Consider the following 16,043-nt stretch of genomic DNA (forward strand, 5'->3'; position numbering starts at 1 on the left):
GGCGTTGAAGGGGGAGGGCTACGCGCCCAGTTCCAGGAGCGCCGCGACCATGGCGAGGGCGCGCTTGCGCTCGGCAGACACCCGCACGCGGCGGATGCGCTTCGGGCCGGAAGGAAGCTGGATGCCCACGGCACCGCCGCGGTCATCCCGGCGCAGCTCGTACTGGGGCGTCGAGAGCATCCAGGCGTCCCAGTCGTCGGCCTTGCGCCCGGCCCGCAGCTGGGATTCCGCAGTGGGCGCCGTCGCGGGGCAGGAACAGGCCGGGTCGTCGCACGGACGGCCCGCCGGGTGCCGGGAGATGACGCCGCCCGGACGGTAGGTCGCGCTGGTGCCGTTGAGCATCGGGCACGCCTTCTCCGAATACATCAGGCACGGCGGGTGGAGCCCCGGTTCCGGCGCGTACCCGACACTCACGTCCTGGGGGCGGACCAGCACGTAGAACCACCGCTCCAGCGGCCGTGCGCAGATCTGGCACAGGCCGTTCTCGAAGGCTCGGGCGCGCTTGAGCGGGTCGAGCCCGCCGAAGACCGGCAGACCGTTGTGCTCGAACGAGACGTACGGGACGACCAGGCCGCCATGGGTGGGACGGTGCGCGCACGCTGCGGGGATCGCCGGGGCACTCACTGGGAATCACTCTCGGCGAGCTCCCAGGAGGGGCGGGCGAGCTCGACCAGGAAGGTGTAGGCGGCGTCGCTGGCCTGGAGTACACGCACGACCGGGAGCTGCTGGTACCGGCTGAGGAACTCGCCGATGGTCAGAGCGGTGTCGTGTGAGTCGTCCGGGTAGGTGCCGCAGTCGAGGGGGACCAGGCGGTCGCCCTGGTGCTGCGGCCACGTGTACGCGGCGAGGAGCTCGGCCTGGCTCCAGTTGTGCGGGTTGGCGCGGACCTTGACGAGTTCGGCGCCCGGCGCCAGCTCCCTGAGCGAGTCGAGGGGCGCCGTCCGGCGCGGTTGGGGATTGCTCGGGCCCATGGCGGTCTCCCAGTTCGATGCGGGCGCTGCGGCGGCCCGGGGCGGTGAGGTGGAGGGCTGCGGGATGCGCCACGCAGCAGCGGTGCAGTGGCCTGGCGGCCGCCCTCACGGCGCCGGCGCGGGCCGGCACACGGGCTTGAAGGGGAGGGCGGCCGATCAACCAGACACCAGAACAATACATACCGAAAACTAAATACGCAACATCAGGGCGTGGGGTGCTCCGTCATCTCCTTCGGACACGGTGAAACGGGACGCCAGCAGCGACACACAGAGCTGCCGGATGCCTCCCTGCTCCCACAGCGCCCGGGACTCGGGCAGCGCGGCCGGCCACCACTGCACCGACACTCCGTCGCGCACCACGTCGACGGCGACTCCGTATCCGTCGTCCTTGCTCCAGTCGGCCATGCGCACGTGCGGGCGCAGCACCTCAACCGCCCCCTCGTAGAGGCGGATCGCCTCCTCCTTCGCGCTGCGCGCCGCCTGCCGCAGAGCCTTTGCCTGTACGGCGGACACCGGACGGTAGACGGTGCTGGTCTCCTCGTTCTGCGCGAGGACGACCAGGGCTCCCCCCTGCGCAGCGAGTGCTCGGTCCCGGCCGGCTTCGGTGACCAGCTCCAGCAGCTGCTCCGCGGAGACGGTCGTGGTGATGCCGCTCTCGGGAACGGCGGAGGCCCGGTAGTGCCTGTGCTGCACCAGGTCCAGGGCGTGCTTGACGTCGAGCATGGCGCGGGCGAGCTCGGCGGAGCCGGGCTGCCCGTTCGCTGCGTAGCGGGTCAGCCGCCGATGGACCTGGGCCGCTTCGCGCTCATCGGGTTCGTCGAACTGGCTGCGAGCCACCTCTCGTACGGCGAGGTCGATCACCTGCGCCAGGTACCCGGCAGTGAAGGCCCTGCGCCGGAGCAGGCGAAGCGCCAACTGTTTGGGCGAGCAGGCAAGGACGGCGGTTGAAGTCTCGGTCACGACGGAGTCCCTCCTTGGTTCGCCGGTCACGAGCCGGGCTGGTGGATGTATGAGGTCCACGCGTCGTACTCGGCGGCGGTGAGAACGGGGGGCGGGACGATGGGGGCGCGCCCGAAGCACTGGTCGCAGGTGCGTACATGCGGTTCGGTGCCGGCGGTGTCACTGCCGCGGCCCGGCAGGATGGCTCCGCAGACGGGCAGGTCCGGCGAGACGGACGGGTCCAGCCTCAGATGCAGATCCCGGCCGTGGAGGACCGGGCGGACCGCGACGGAGTCCTGCCCGGGGGCGGGGCCGAAATGCTTCGCCAGGAACCGCACGACGATCCGCAGGGGTTCCTGCTTCTCTGCGACCAGGCGGTCGACGAGGGCCTGGCCCTCGGTGAGGAACTGCGGGGCATCGCCACGGGGGTCGCTGCTGCGTTTGCCGACCCAGATCCACGACAGGGGCACGAAGGCGGCGAGCTCGCTGAGGAGGCCGTACCAACGGCTCACGGCCCACGTGGTGTAGGTGCCGCATGGCCTGTGGCGGCAGGAGCCGGCCGGCGCCTGGCAGGCGCGCAACTCGAAGCGGAGGCCGAGATCGGTCGCCTCGGCCCGAACAATGCCGAGCTCCATCACACCGCCGCTCGGGCGCGCCCGCGTCCACCAGGCCGGTTCACCGTCCAACAGCGGGCCGGGCTCAGCACTGCGCCCGGGTCCCTGCGCTTCCGCGGAACGGGCAGAGGCCAGCGTCCGATGAGCGGAGACGACACGGGTGCCGTCGATCACGAAGTAGTTCATCAGAGGTTTCTCCGGTCCGGCCGGGCGCACCAGCGCCCGGCCGTCGAGCAGGGAATGCCGGGAGGGGGGCCCGGCGACGACGGATCAGGCGAGCGACTTCTTGGGGGCGGCCTTGACGGGCTTCTTCGGCCCGACCTTCATGGCCGGGCCCGTCTTCTTGGCCGCCGCTCCCGTCTTCTTCGGAGTGGCCTTCTTGGCCATCGCCTTCTTCGCCACGGCGGAGGCACCGGTGAGGCTTCCCTTGGGAGCCTTCTTGACAGAGACCTCGCCGCCCTTGGGGAGCTTCTTGGCACCGCTGACCAGGTCCTTGAAGCCTTGCCCGGCCCGGAAGCGGGGGACGGAGGTCTTCTTGACCCGCACCCGCTCCCCGGTCTGGGGGTTGCGGGCGTAGCGGGCCGGTCGGTCGACCTTCTCGAACGAGCCGAATCCCGTGACGGAGACACGGTCTCCGGCGACGACGGCCCGGACGATGGCGTCGAGCATGTTGTCGACAGCTTCGACGGCCTGCTGGCGACCACCCATCTTGTCTGCGATCACGTCGACGAGCTGGGCCTTGTTCATGGTGGAACTCCTGTGAGTTGGCGTGCACTTCGATGCCGGAGCTGGGGCCGCTGACGTTCAGGGCGCGGTACCGACGTAGGGAAGCGGGGCGCGTCATCCAGGACGGGTCGAGCGCCTCCGACAACAATGACAGTACACGTTGGATGAGTAATACGCAACGCTAATCGTCACGTTGACGAAAGCAGTTCGGTCGTGTCATTCTGACGTGGCGACAGCGGGTTTGAGCGCCAGGCGAGTTCACGCCGCCCTCCCCGCCCCGCCCTCCTCAGACCACGCACGTAGTACATGACTTCGGGAGAACGCCCGTGAATGCCAAGCTCGTTGCCCTTACAACCTCCACCCCGGCCCCGGCGGCCCACTCGCTCAACATCCACGCCACTGACCGCGCAGCCGGCGTCCTTCTCGGCGCTGCGTGCGGTGATGCCCTCGGCGTTCCCTATGAGTTCGCCCGCCGACTGGGCTCCGATGAGCAGCCCGCCATGATCGGTGGCGGGCTGGGCCCTTACAAGCCCGGCGAGTACTCCGACGACACTCAGATGCACGTGTGCATCGCCGCCGTCGCGTCCACCGGCATCGACCTCACCAGCCCGACCGCACTCGACCAGATCGCCCGCAACTTCCACTTCTGGCGCGACGGGGGCGCAAGCGACATCGGGAACCAGACCAGCGGCGTGCTCCGCGCCGCGAAGAGCCACAAGACGGGCACGCCCGCCCAGGCCATGACGGCGGAAGCTGACGCCTACACCGCCCGCACCCGGTTCAGTGCGGGCAACGGCTCGCTGATGCGGACCGGCATCGTGGCCCTCGCCTACCTGGACGATGTGGACGGAATGGTCCGGGCCGCCACGGTGATCAGCTCCCTCACCCACAGCGACCCCGAGTGCGTCGAGGCGTGCATCCTGTGGTGCGCGGGCATTCGGACCGCCGTGATGGAAGGCACCTTCGACGGCGTCCGCGACGGCATCACACTGCTTGCCGAGGACCGGCAGGAGATCTGGCACGCGAGGCTGGACGAGGCCGAGGCGAACCCGCCGCACCACTGGGACCGCAACGGGTATGTCGTCACCGCCCTCCAGGCCGCGTGGTCCGCAATCACCCGCACGCCCGTTCCCGAGCTGGCACCGGAGCGTGGATCGTTCCCCGCCCAGCACTTCAAGCTCGCCACCGAAGCGGCCGTCCGGGCGGGAAACGACACGGACACCGTGGCCGCGATCGCGGGTGCCCTCCTGGGAGCGCGCTGGGGCGTCTCGGCCATCCCGCTCGCCTGGCAGCAGGCCGTGAACGGCTGGCCCACAATGACCGCCCCGGATCTCGTCCGCCTGGCCGTCCTGACCGCCCGCAAGGGCATGGACGACAACGACGGATGGCCCTCGGCCCCGCGCGTCAAGATCCCCGGCTACGCCGGAAAGGAGTACGCCACACAGCACCCTGACGACCCCGGTGTCCTGCTCGGCAACCTCCCCATGACTGAGTTCGCTGGCACACCGCCGGTCGATGCGGTCGTCTCCCTGTGCCGAGTCGGACAGGGGCCGATCTTCTCCGGGACCGACGTCGAACACGTCCGCGTCTGGCTGGTCGACAAGGAAGGCGAGAACCCCAACCTTCACTACGCCCTCGACCAGGCGGCCCGCCAAGTTCTCCGACTCCGCAAGGAAGGCAAGCGGGTCTTCCTCCACTGCGTCGCAGGCCGCTCGCGCACCCCCGCCGTGGCAGCGACGTACAGCACGCTCCTGGGAACGGACCCCCGCACGGCCCTGACGGACGTCTGGGCGGCCCTGGGCAAGCACTGGACCCTCCTGGCGCACCCGCAGCTCCACGACGCCGTCTATGAGCTGGCCGGGCAGCCGCCGTACCCGCCGCAGCCCCGTACCCGCCGTCGCTTCTTCCGCAAGCGCAGCTGACACGGGCGGTGCGCCACAGCGCTGAAGCCACAGGCGTGGCCTCTACCCGGAGGCCGCGCTCAGCGATGCCCACGCACGACATCCCGACAGGGGACAGAACTGGTGACGGTCACCGCGAGGTCGTCACCACGAGCGAATGGAACGACGATGCCCGCGCACGAGGCAGGCCACGAATGGATCTACCGCGTCACGGCTCTAGCCGATCCGCCGGAGAGCAAGTACGTCCTCGCACCGTACGAGGCACAGTCGCTCACGCGGCGCCTACGAAACGTCGGCTACGAGGCGCAGGTCGCTCGGGTCCCGGCAACCGCATTCGTCCTCATCAGCGATGAGGAACTCGACGCCCTCGTCGTCGCGGCGGACAACGAACCCGGGAGTACCCGATAGAACACCCCACGCCAGAGCGAAGCCTCCAGCAGCACGCGAACGCCGAGAGCCCGCCGGTCAGACGACCGGCGGGCTCTCGCATGTCCAGGACCGTCCGCCCTACCGATTCCCGTCCCGGGGGCCGGCCCGCCGAGCCAGCCGGCAGCCGGTCGGCGGCCATGAAAGCCTCTTAGCGCCTGGGACCGAAGCGGCCGGACCCCCTGCGACTGAGGACGAACCCGTAGACCGTCTCGCGATACCAGTGATCCTGGAAGACCCGAGGCTTCTTGCCGTCATCGACAGTCCGGTCGGCGTACGGGACCTGTCCACGGGCGTGGTAGGCACGGATGGTCTCGCGCGCGAGTGCCTCGCCCCGGGTGGTCATACCGAGCACCTCGGCGAAGTCGTAGATGTCCAGCAGGTCCCGCGGATCTCCCTCGGGCAGATCGTGGACCAGAGCCGGCCCGGTTCCCTTGAAAGCCGCCCAGACATGCGGACGGTGCTTCTCCACCCACGCGTCGACCTCGCGCTGGTCATAGGTACGCGGCTGCGTGCTCCGAGGTGCAGGGAAAGCCCGGCGAACGAGCTTGTCGCCCTCGCGCTTCTCCTTGACCTTGGTCCACTGGAGGCCGGTGTACTCGGAGACGCCGTACCGCGGACCGATCATCTCCGCAGTGAGCTGCGCCTGTTCACCCTGCGCCTCGGCGGCCGGCTCTGTCGCCGGCGCCGGGGCGGCGCGCTTCTTCTCGGCGCCGGCGTCCTCGTCAGCTGCCGACGGCCCAGCCCACGCGTGGCCGGACAGTTGAGCGCGGCGCTGGGCCGTGACCCAGGTCCGCCGGCGATTCTCGCGCACCCACTCGTCGACCTCGGCCGCGTTGTACCCGCGCTCGCCAGCCTCAGGGAACCCCTCAGCGCGGATCCACCCCCGGGCCGTCTGCCCGCTAACGCTGTATGTGGTCGCGATGGCCTGGGCGTCCAGGTGCTCCGTGCGCGCGGTGGACGAACGGCTCGGAAGCGCACTGCCGGCTGCAGGGGCCTGCGCGGTCCCTACTGGTTCCTCGGCCTTCGTCTGCCGGCGCATGCGCCGCGGACGGTTCACGAACGCGTAGGCCGTCTCGCGGAACCACCTCCGCTCCGTGACCTCGGGGACCTTCCCGTCTCCGGGCACGCGGTCAGGGCCGGGCATCTTCGGCGGCTTCTTGGACATGTAACTTCGCAGGGTGGCTTCCGGCACTGGTTCCGTCCGCCCGAGGGCCTTGCCCTCCCAGGCGCAGATGTCCGATAGCGTCACCAAGTCCTTCGGCCCGCCGGCGGGCAGACCGAACGGGTTGTCCGAGTCCTGCCCCTTGGCCCAGTGGACCGGGAGGTTCTCCTTCAGCCACTCGTCCACCAGCGCGGCATCGCGGACCAAGGTTCGTCCCGGACCTGACGGCCAGCCCTCAGGGAAACCCGGGAGCGTGGTCCAGTAGGCCACGTTGCCCTCATTGGCCTCGTACTTCTCCGCGATGTCCTGTGAGGTCACGAGTTCATCAGCGTCGGCGGGAATCACCGTTACTCCTTGTCGGACCGGCAGTGAACCCGCAGGCCGTGGTCGTCGGCCCCGCGGGTGGGGGCCTGGTCGGTCGAGCTCGAGGTGGAGCCGGCATCTTCGGCTCCACTGCGTCGGCCCCGATCGCGCAGGGGCAGGCGCTAAAGTACATCACGGTAGAACAATACGCAACGCCTCCCCCGGGGTGGCGCCGTCGCACGCCCGCGGGGGTGTTTTCGGGGCCGGGCGCACATACGCCCGGCCCCGAAAACACCCCCGCGAGTACTCAGTGCGCCAGCGTGAACTTCTGGCCCGCGCCTGCCTTCTTCGCGCGCAGCTTCTCGTCGCGCGCCCGCTGAAGGCTTCCGAATGTCTCTGACCTTCTTGAGAAGGTGCGGAATTCGATTCGCCGGGATTCCGACGAGCGGGGAATCGCTCAGGACCGAGCAAACCCAGCACTTTTGCCTGTCGGCGAGCCTTTGGGGCTTGCTTGAGCCGTGTGCGGTGAAAGCTGCTTGCACGGTTCTGAGGGGGCGGGGATGCAGCAATGCGTCCCCGCTACCCGACTGATCGTCGGCAAGGACAACCGGTCCGCCATCGGCACTCTCGTTGACCGCACGACGCGCTACGTCAAGCTCGTTCACCTCCCCGGCGGTCGCGGCGCCGAGCATGTCCGAGACGCCCTCGTCCGCACCTTCGCGGACCTCCCTCCCTCGCTCGCACGCTCGCTGACATGGGACCAGGGCAGCGAGATGGGCCGTCACGATGAGTTCACCCGCTCCACGAACATCCCGGTCTTCTTCTGCGACCCCGGCAGCCCCTGGCAGCGGCCGACGAACGAGAACACGAACGGTCTTCTCCGCCAGTACTTCCCGAAGGGCACCGACCTGTCCGTCCACTCAGCGGCCGACCTCGCGGCCGTCGCACTTGAACTCAATGACCGCCCTCGCAAGACCCTCGGCTGGCAGACTCCGGCCCACCACTTCAGTAGGCTCATCGCAACAGTCGAGTGACCAGGTGTTGCGACGGTTGCTGGAATCCGCCCTCCTCGACGCTTCCTCGTCATTGCAACACCTTTGGGGTCTTGTGTTGCGACGAGATCTAGAACCCACCCCGTTCCGGTGGGGCCAGAACAACCCGTCGCAGACAGGCAGACGTTGAAATGGCTTCCGTCGGGCATTTCGATCACAAAAGCTGGCAGAGTCCAGTTGAATACGCCGATCCTCCTTAGGTCCGAGTTCTGGGTAAGGAGCCGCTTGGGGGTGGTGCGGCCAGTCGATTTCGTGCTCTCAGACATCTCGTTCCTCGTGCTTCGAAGGGGAGGGGCGGGCGGGTGAGGTGCCGGGGCATCCGACGTGCGGGCGCATGCACGCGTGGATTCCGAGCGCGGTCACGCCGCCGTCGGCTCTCACGAGCACGGCAAGTCCCTGGGCGATGGCGGTGCGCGCGCTGCGCTGGTGGTGGCCGCCGTACTGGGCGTCGTCGCCGTGGCTGGCGATCAGGTCGGCGGCCCGCGTCGAAAGGCGCTCGATGTCGGGTTCTGAGAGGTCCCGCAATTCGGCGATGCACAGCGGGACCATGAACAGCAGCCGCGTCACCCACGTCGAAGACGCTGGCGTCGGGCTGTCTTCGGGGGCGGTGACCACCCGGCCGAATGGGCCGTGCGTGTCAGGGGTGGGCTGCACCGGCTCTTTGCCGGCATCGGAGGGGGAGTGGCTGTCGTCATGGTGAGGTGTCGCTCCATGCAGGGCACCCCCGGCTGTATTCAGCCGGGGGCGCCCGTTGGGGGAGGGGGGAAGCGCGATCAGTCGCCGCGTGCGGGGCAGTCGGCGGCGTGCGCGGGGGAGGTGCGCTGGCGGGGGGACCCCCCGAGCCCACGGGACTGGAGGAGGTAGTCGCCCAGGTCTCCCAGGGAGTTAATCTCCTCAGTGGGCACCGGCTTGCCGCACAGGGCGCACGGGGCGAGGAGGTCGAAGATGAGGCGGCGGCGGTCGTCATAGGTCGCCAGGAAGCCCAGCGTCCTGTCCGCGAAGGAGATGGACAGCGCCACCGCGGGGAAGTGCACGCCGTCTGCGACCAGCGGGTGGGTGTCGTCGTCCCTGGTGCGGATACCGATCGGGCGGCCAAGGGAGTGGAGCGAGAGGCGGTGGCGGAGTACCGCTTCGACCCAGCGGAGCTCGGCGTCATGGCTGTGGAGGGCCGGGTCCGGGCCGATCTGGCTGGCCTGACCGGACTGTGCGCGCTCCACCGCGGCCTGGACGGCTGCGGCCTCGATGGGGTTGAAGGGCTTCCTCATGGTGCTCGGCATGGCGTCTCCGAGAAGAAGGACCGGCCCGTGATCGGCACGCTGGCGCGCGTCATGGTCACCGGGACTGGATTCGGAGGCCGCGAACAGCGGCTCCGGTCGGCGGAAACTCCCGCCCGACACAGGTCACAGTACATATTGGAAATGGAATACACAACATTGAGAGTGAAGGGGTGGCCGGCCAGCCGCTGCTCTGCCCGGGAAGACGTACAGAGCAGCGGCGGCGGCCGGCCGGCTTGCCGCGGGTCTACGCCTGCGCGGCGGTGAGTTGTCCGACCTGGTCGAGCAAGAGCTGGGCCCGGGCGAAGGCGGCCGCCTTGTGACCGTACGACGGAACAACCAGGTGCATGGTCTCGTGCGCCAGGGCGCGATCGGCCTCCTCGCGCGTGGTCACCAGCTTGAGGTTGATGGCCATCAACGGCACCCGCAGCCGTGCGGTCTTCGGGCCCAGATACACCTGGGCGGCGTAGTGCGAGAGGTAGGGCATGCCGCTGATCGAGGCGTACGCCACAAGATCGGTGACGACATGGAAGTCGCGCCCGGACACGGTCGCGAACAGCTTGGCGCGCCGGCGCAGCCAGTTCACGTCGACGGGAAGGTCGCGCTCGTGTTCCAGGAGCGGGCTCCGCAGGTCAGCGTGCCGCTGCTCGGTCACCGGGTGCGCTCGCTCTGCCATGGGTCTCCTCCTCTCGAGTGCGGGCCGGCTCTTCGGCCGGGTCGTTCAGCCGGCCATCCCCGCGCGGGGGCCAGCCAGTGGTCTCCTCGGCCGTCGGCCGCGGGGACATCATGCCAACACGCCCCGCCGTCGCTCTTCGGCACCGGCGACGGGGCCGTTCACGCATAGCGTCCGTGCCAGGAGTCGGCATCCAGTCGACCCAGTGCGGCGTCCTCCTCCGGGGAGAGACGGTTGGTGAAGTCGTCCCAGCGGGTGAGCTGCTCGAGCTCGGGGCCGTCGGCCGGCTCGATCCGTGCCTTCTGCCCTGTGGTCAGGTCTATCTCCACTCCGTCGTCCACGACGTCAGCACGCGCCACCGGAAGGGATCGCCGCCGGGCCAGGCCGAGGTTGAACAGGTAGCCGCTCCCGGTGTCCTGGCCGCCGACCAGGGGCCTGATCCATATGACCTGGTCGCCGTCGTCCTCGTAGCGGTGGTGCCGGGCGAGGGCGGCACGGAAGACCTCCGTCCCGTCGGGGTCCGACACGACCAGGCGCGCGCCGGCGTCCACTGGGTCGCCGGTCGGGCTGTGGTTGCCCGCGACGAGGTCCGAGAGCCGCTGGTGCCACTGCTGCTGTGTTGCTGTCATCGAATCGCTCCTGGTCAGATCTAGTAGTCGGCTTCCGTGCACAGGACATCCTCGACGGGTTTCCCGCCGAGCTGGGTGATGCCCCGCGAGGTGAGGGAAGCGAGGATGCTGTTGCGCTCCGCGGCGGTGTGGCACACGATCCGGCTGGGGGCCTCGGCCCCGAGCAGGTCGATCCCGTTGCGGAACATGATTTCGTTGCTGCTGCCGGAGAACTTGGCGATCTTCATCGGGTCCCGCGTGATCGTCCCGGCGTTGTAGTTGTGGTGCGCGGGGTTGATGGCGCCGTAGTGGTCGCCGTTGTAGGCGTAGTAGTCGCTGCGCTGCATGAGCACGCTCGGGTCGTCCCAGATCAGCCGGCCTCCACCCGGGGAGCTGGGCGTCTTCTTGACCCGCAGGAACACCGAGTTGGCACCACCGGTCATCTTGTCGGACTGCTCGCTCATGCCGAGCCCGCCACCGATGCCCATCACTGCACGCTTCTCCGTGGAGGCCAGGACCCCCGTTCCGAGGAGACTGGCGAGATCGCCGCCGTTGAGGTTGTGGGTCAGCGACCGGCCCTTGAACGCGCCCTGGACCTCCGCCTTCTTTCCGGTCACGTCGAAGCGGGACCAGGTCAGCCACTTGCCGCCGGTCGACGGCGTCGGCTCGTAGCCCGGGCTGGCCGCGAGTTCGGCGCCGCTGGCGAATCCGGAGGCCTTTGCGACGGCGTCTCGGACGACCTCGACCTTCATCGGCAGCACCTTGTGGGATGCCTCCAGGTGGATCCTCTTCATCGCCGTCTGCAGGGCGTCGCTGTCGAGACCCATGAGGGACTCCATGCGCTGGTGAACGATCTCCTGGACCTGAAGATCCTGGAGACCCTGGGCCGTCTCCATAGCGCCCTTCATGCCGGCCGAGCCCTCCAACCCCTGGGCCCGGATGTTGTTCGCCAGGTACGTCCACTCCCCCTCTGCCGCGGTCATCGGCTTGTTCATCAGGTGCAGCTGCTCCAGCCGCTCCACGAGGTCCTTACCGTGGCCGGCGCCCGCAGGGGCGTGGACCTCGAGCTGTCCCCGCAGCGAGAACTCCGTGTTCGCCGGGTCGTTGTCCTTGTACGGGCGGTAGACGGCCTTCCAGCCGTCGCCCATGTCGATCTCGTACTCCGTGCCGTTGGCGGAAGAGCGGGTGACACCGTCCCATGACGTCTGCCCGGTCTCCGGGTCGAGGGTGGCCTTGATCCGGCTCGCCTTGCGGACCGTCGCGGCGAGCGTGCCGGGCTCCGGATCCCCGTCGGGCACCGGGATCTGCTTGGTGACCATCTTGGTCGAGGTCACTTCGTAGGCGTCCATCCACGGCATGGGCGCCCCGCCGTTGTCGATCTTGTCTTTCACGACGTTCAGCTGCTGCAGGTAGTGCAGGGCCATGGCCTTCTCGTCGTCGCTGATCGACGGGTTGTGAAGGACGTCGGCGACTGCGTCGTAGGCTGCCTGGTGCTTGGCGATCGATGCTTCCGACATCTCGGAGCCGGTCTTCAGCTTGTGCTGCACTGAGCTGATGGCGGTCTTGGTCAGCTCGGCCAGCTTCTTTTGCTTGTCGAGGTCAAGGCGCTCCTTGACCTCCTCCTCGACCTGGATCTCCTCCATGTGCGTGCCGGGGATGCTGAGCGCATCAAGCAGCTTCTCCTCTGCCTCCTCGGATATGTGCGTGAGCAGCACCTCCCGTGGACCGTCCGATGAGTCGTAGGCGACCAGGGTTGCCTCGGAGTTGATGAAGTCGTCCCCGCCCACCAGGATCGGCGTACCAGTGGGCTCGCCCACCGGAGGCGCCGCCGGCACCGGCGTCAGCGGCGGGTCCGTCTCCTCCTCCTCTTCCTCCTGGACCTCCTCGATGTCCTCGGCCTGGAGCAGCACGGCTTCCTCCGCAGACGGCTCCTCACCGCCGCTTTGCAGCTCTCCATCGGCTACCACGTCCTCGGCCTCGGCAGACGCCTCTGCGGTTTCCTCCTCCGGCGGTGCGGCGGACGCGGCCGGCTCGGGTTCCGATTCGGGTTCGGTGCCCAGGAGCGTCTCCAGCTCCGCCAGCGGGTCGTCGCCGGCCGGAAGTTCCGCAGAGGGAGCCGGCTCGACAACCGGCTCGGGCAGTTCCGGCACCTCGAACGCGGGCTCCCCCGCAGATCCCACGGCCGCGCCCGCAAGGTCTGCCGCCTCACCCGCTGCCGGCGCGCCGGTGATGTCCAACGGGGCAGCGGGGGCCTCGGCGAGCGCGGTGGGACTGACCGCGTAGCTCTGGTGGCTCGACTTGGATCCGGTTCCCATCAGCTACCACCGCCGTGCTTGAGGGAGGCGCCGGAGGGCAGACCCAGCTGCTTGACGAAGAAGTCGGAGAAGTTCTGGCGCAAGTTGTTCTTCCTCTCTACGGCGTGGTCCAGGAACGCGGTCGCGATCTGGTCGTTGCTGACCTGGGACTGCGGGATCTTCAGTGCCTTCGCTGCCCGGCTGCGCATCTGCGGCACCCACGCCACGCCACTCTTGGCACCCTCGTGCGCGGTGGAGTGCAGGATGGAGCGCAGCTGTGCGTCCGGCATGGACTCGAACTTCTTGATCACCGGGTGCGCGGCGGCAGGGTTGATCTTGACCCCGCTGGCGAGACCACTGCCCAGGGCTGCCTGGTAGAGCTTCTGGTGGACGGGAGTGAACCCGCCCCCGCCGCTGGGGGCGTAGTCCACCGACAGCTTGTCCGCGCCGAAGTGCTTGAAGGCCTGACCGCGGTCGATCTGCACGAGGCCGCCGGAGGGCGTGCTCAGCCAGTTGTCCTGGTGACCGTCGTGTTCGCCGACGAGCCACGACCCCACGTGCGACCGGACGATCGCGTCGACCTGGGACTGTGTCCACTGACTCGGGCTGGAAGTGAACGGCTTGGCGTCCTTGAGCAGCGGCTGGATGGAGCCGACCGTTCCGTCGGCCTTCTTGTGGTGATACACCGGCACAGCCGGCACGCCACCCAGCGACAGGACGTGGGACGCGGCGGCTTCGGTGTGCCCCAGGGCACCGCCGTGGTTGTGGTCGGCCTTGAACATCCACTGCGAGCCGTCGGGCGCAGCGTGGATGGTCTTGGCGTACGTTCCGCCGAGGTTCGACGCTGTGGTGCCGGGGCCGAAGGCCCAGCCGGCGACCTCTTTGGCGTCCACGCGGGCAGGCATGTCCTGGTGGGTCGCCTTGGCGTGCTGGACCGCTGCCATCATGGCCTGGACGTTGGCGTTGAACGAGCCCGGCTTCGGCGCCTTCACCGGCTTCGCCGCAGGTGCGGCCGGCTTCGCCCCGGAGCCGGTGGCATTCGCAGGCAGCTTGCTCGCCAGGGCCTGGACGGCCTCGTCCGAGGCCAAACCTCCGTCGGGCTTCATCGAAGGCGCCGCCGCGGCCGCCGCCTTGGCGGCCTTGGCCGCCTCCTTCTTCGCGACGTCCGCAGTGACCTTGTCCTTGATCGCCTGCTGGTCGTACTTCTCGTTGAAGCTCGCGGCAATGTAGTTCTGGACCTGGGCACGCGTGGCCTTGGCGTTGTTGTCCATCCCTAGCTCGGCCGCAACGCCGCGCAGGTCGGAGAGCTTCTGCTTCGCGGCCCACGCCTTGAAGTCGTTCGTCAGATCGCCGGGGTGAAGGTACTTCCCTGGCCCGAGGGCCGGATGCTCGGCGTACGGAGTGTCGCTGGCACCCCCTTGCTGGGTGTAGGCGTACCAGCCCTTCACGGCCATCTGCATGTCTTGGACGTCGCCGGCGTTCTTCGCCCAGGCGGCGATCGTCTGCGGTGCGCCCGGGTCGCCAGCCGCCGGGAGGTTCAGGGGCTGCCCGCCCTCGGGCGCCACCGCAATGTGCGCGGCGTACCCGGCGTCGAGATTCGACAGCTGCTCCTGTCGCTTGGCCGCCACGGCCTTCAGCGACTCCACTTCACTCTCGGGTGTGTTCGGCCGCATGAGTGTCACGAGCTGCTGGCCACTGAGGTGCGTCGCCTCGGTCTCGCTCAGCTGGCCAGTAGCGAGAGCCTCCTGAACCGAGGGCTGGACCACCTTCGGGTGCATGTACTTATGGGTGAGGACCTCGTCAACCGCCAACTTGGCCTCGGCCTTGGTCTTGGCCAGGTCCTCGCCGAGCTCAGGACAGTCGGCCGAGGCCAATTTCTGCTCGGCCGCGAGCATCGTTTGGAGGGCCTCGGCCTGTTTTCCCTGCCACTGGGGCCCGTAGGTCTTCGACGCGTCGGTCCAGGCGTCGATCGACGCGGTTACTGCCTGGGCGGAGGCCGTGACCTCGTCCGGCGTGGCCTTCCACGCGCCGCCACTGAGGGGCGGGTCGGTGCCCTCGATCTCGTGCAGGTCGGCCAGCGTCATTCCACCGACCGTCTTGCCAGCGAGCAGCTCGTTGTACCGGTTGAGGGCGGCGGCCTGGATCTTCGCCTTGGACGGGATGTCGCCCGGGTATGCGGGGTCGAGCCAGTGGATGAGGGGGTGCTGGCCCTTGCCGGACAGGCCCACAAGAGCGGGGTGCTCGAAGCCCTTGGCCTCGGCGATCTCGCGCAAGTCATCCTCGTCGAGCGAGTTCAGGTAGGCCAGGGTCTGCGCCTTCAGCGCCTTGGTGTGGGCTTCAATCTCCTCGTCGGAAGCGCCCGCCTCCTTCAGTTTCTCGATGGCGTCCTGAGCCTGTTCAACCTGGCCGACGAAGAGGTCGTACCGCTCGACGGGGTCCGTCGGGACCTCGTCCTCGGGATCGAGGGCGAACGGCGGGCCGGCGAGCTCCCCCATGAGGTCCATCGCGACCATTAGGTCGGCCTTGGCCTGGACCTCTTCATCGGACATCGCCTGTGCCGGCGCCTCGGCCACCACATCGTCGGTCTCAGATGCCGTGGTGGGTCCCACCGCGTAGGAAGCGTGCGAGGACTTGCTGCCGGTGCCCATCAGACATCACCGCGCGGCGGGAGCGCAGGGAAGACCTCGGCGAGCAGTCCGTCCAGAACGAGGTCGGCTGCGTGCGTGAGGTCGAGCGCGCCCTCCGGAACGTCCGCCGGTTCGAGCGAGCACGTGCCCCCGGACTGCGCAATCCAGCGCTCGATGTCCTGGCTGCTGGTGGTCTCGCCCAGGCGCTCGCGCCAGGGGGCGGCCGGCTCGTAGACGAGGGGGACCCAGCGCACGACCCGTTCGGCTGGCTGGCGGTTCTCGTCGAGGCCGAGCACGGCGACGGGGTCGACGGGGAGGCCGGCCGCGGGGTGCCAGACGAGCAGGATCCACAGTCGCCAGGCCGGAGCGGCCGTCGACGGCTCCGCCGTCTGGGTTTCAGTGGTGTCGGGTTCGGTCGTCACGGAGGCTCCTCCCAAAGGTGCTTTCACCTGCTACAGGTGTGGGAGGAG

General features: G+C 68.9%; 14 protein-coding genes and 3 pseudogenes. 3 read left to right on the forward strand and 14 right to left on the reverse strand.

Features of this window, described 5'->3' with window-relative positions; all coding sequences use genetic code 11:
- Positions 1–18: 18 nt before the first annotated feature.
- The 5 genes and pseudogenes from PZB75_RS31715 to PZB75_RS31735 form a co-directional block, all read right to left on the reverse strand.
- On the reverse strand, positions 19–624 hold the full coding sequence (locus tag PZB75_RS31715) for a hypothetical protein (protein ID WP_275539145.1): 606 nt from the start codon (positions 622–624) through the stop codon (positions 19–21).
- Positions 621–971: a hypothetical protein gene (locus PZB75_RS31720; protein WP_275539146.1), complete on the reverse strand. Its 351-nt coding sequence runs from the start codon at positions 969–971 to the stop codon at positions 621–623. Before PZB75_RS31720 ends, PZB75_RS31715 begins: the two co-directional genes overlap by 4 nt.
- Positions 972–1,160: 189 nt before the next feature.
- Entirely contained in the window at positions 1,161–1,931 is a 771-nt protein-coding gene (locus tag PZB75_RS31725; RefSeq protein WP_275539147.1) for a hypothetical protein, read from the reverse strand.
- Between the two features lie 26 nt (positions 1,932–1,957).
- On the reverse strand, positions 1,958–2,710 hold the full coding sequence (locus PZB75_RS31730) for a hypothetical protein (protein WP_275539148.1): 753 nt from the start codon (positions 2,708–2,710) through the stop codon (positions 1,958–1,960).
- 150 nt (positions 2,711–2,860) lie between these two features.
- Positions 2,861–3,271 (reverse strand): annotated as a pseudogene (locus PZB75_RS31735) (HU family DNA-binding protein); the annotation flags it as partial.
- A gap of 305 nt (positions 3,272–3,576) precedes the next feature.
- Between PZB75_RS31735 and PZB75_RS31740 the strand changes: the two are divergent.
- Entirely contained in the window at positions 3,577–5,172 is a 1,596-nt protein-coding gene (locus PZB75_RS31740; protein ID WP_275539149.1) for an ADP-ribosylglycohydrolase family protein, read from the forward strand.
- Between the two features lie 147 nt (positions 5,173–5,319).
- On the forward strand, positions 5,320–5,559 hold the full coding sequence (locus tag PZB75_RS31745; protein ID WP_275539150.1) for a hypothetical protein: 240 nt from the start codon (positions 5,320–5,322) through the stop codon (positions 5,557–5,559).
- Between the two features lie 169 nt (positions 5,560–5,728).
- On the opposite strand, the gene PZB75_RS31750 is transcribed toward PZB75_RS31745, so the two are convergent.
- Positions 5,729–7,087 carry a hypothetical protein gene (locus PZB75_RS31750; RefSeq protein ID WP_275539151.1) on the reverse strand — a complete coding sequence of 453 codons (1,359 nt, stop codon included), beginning with the start codon at positions 7,085–7,087 and terminating at the stop codon, positions 5,729–5,731.
- Between the two features lie 545 nt (positions 7,088–7,632).
- Here PZB75_RS31750 and PZB75_RS31755 point away from each other — a divergent pair.
- Positions 7,633–8,079 (forward strand): annotated as a pseudogene (locus tag PZB75_RS31755) (IS30 family transposase); the annotation flags it as partial.
- A gap of 128 nt (positions 8,080–8,207) precedes the next feature.
- Here PZB75_RS31755 and PZB75_RS31760 read toward each other — a convergent pair.
- The 8 genes and pseudogenes from PZB75_RS31760 to PZB75_RS31795 form a co-directional block, all read right to left on the reverse strand.
- Positions 8,208–8,363, reverse strand: a pseudogene (locus PZB75_RS31760) (hypothetical protein); the annotation flags it as partial.
- Positions 8,356–8,712: a hypothetical protein gene (locus PZB75_RS31765; RefSeq protein ID WP_275539152.1), complete on the reverse strand. Its 357-nt coding sequence runs from the start codon at positions 8,710–8,712 to the stop codon at positions 8,356–8,358. The pseudogene PZB75_RS31760 and the gene PZB75_RS31765, both read right to left, overlap by 8 nt.
- A 158-nt stretch (positions 8,713–8,870) precedes the next feature.
- Positions 8,871–9,374 (reverse strand): hypothetical protein, encoded by a 504-nt coding sequence (locus PZB75_RS31770; RefSeq protein WP_275539153.1) that lies wholly within the window; start codon positions 9,372–9,374, stop codon positions 8,871–8,873.
- Between the two features lie 244 nt (positions 9,375–9,618).
- Positions 9,619–10,047 (reverse strand): hypothetical protein, encoded by a 429-nt coding sequence (locus PZB75_RS31775; protein ID WP_275539154.1) that lies wholly within the window; start codon positions 10,045–10,047, stop codon positions 9,619–9,621.
- 158 nt (positions 10,048–10,205) lie between these two features.
- On the reverse strand, positions 10,206–10,673 hold the full coding sequence (locus PZB75_RS31780; RefSeq protein WP_275539155.1) for a hypothetical protein: 468 nt from the start codon (positions 10,671–10,673) through the stop codon (positions 10,206–10,208).
- A gap of 20 nt (positions 10,674–10,693) precedes the next feature.
- Entirely contained in the window at positions 10,694–12,967 is a 2,274-nt protein-coding gene (locus tag PZB75_RS31785; RefSeq protein ID WP_275539156.1) for a hypothetical protein, read from the reverse strand.
- Positions 12,967–15,594 carry a hypothetical protein gene (locus tag PZB75_RS31790; protein WP_275539157.1) on the reverse strand — a complete coding sequence of 876 codons (2,628 nt, stop codon included), beginning with the start codon at positions 15,592–15,594 and terminating at the stop codon, positions 12,967–12,969. The genes PZB75_RS31785 and PZB75_RS31790 overlap by 1 nt, the downstream gene beginning before the upstream one ends.
- Positions 15,594–15,995 (reverse strand): hypothetical protein, encoded by a 402-nt coding sequence (locus tag PZB75_RS31795; protein WP_275539158.1) that lies wholly within the window; start codon positions 15,993–15,995, stop codon positions 15,594–15,596. Before PZB75_RS31795 ends, PZB75_RS31790 begins: the two co-directional genes overlap by 1 nt.
- Between the last annotated feature and the right edge of the window lie 48 nt (positions 15,996–16,043).

It is taken from the genome of Streptomyces sp. AM 4-1-1, assembly GCF_029167625.1.
GTDB lineage: Bacteria > Actinomycetota > Actinomycetes > Streptomycetales > Streptomycetaceae > Streptomyces.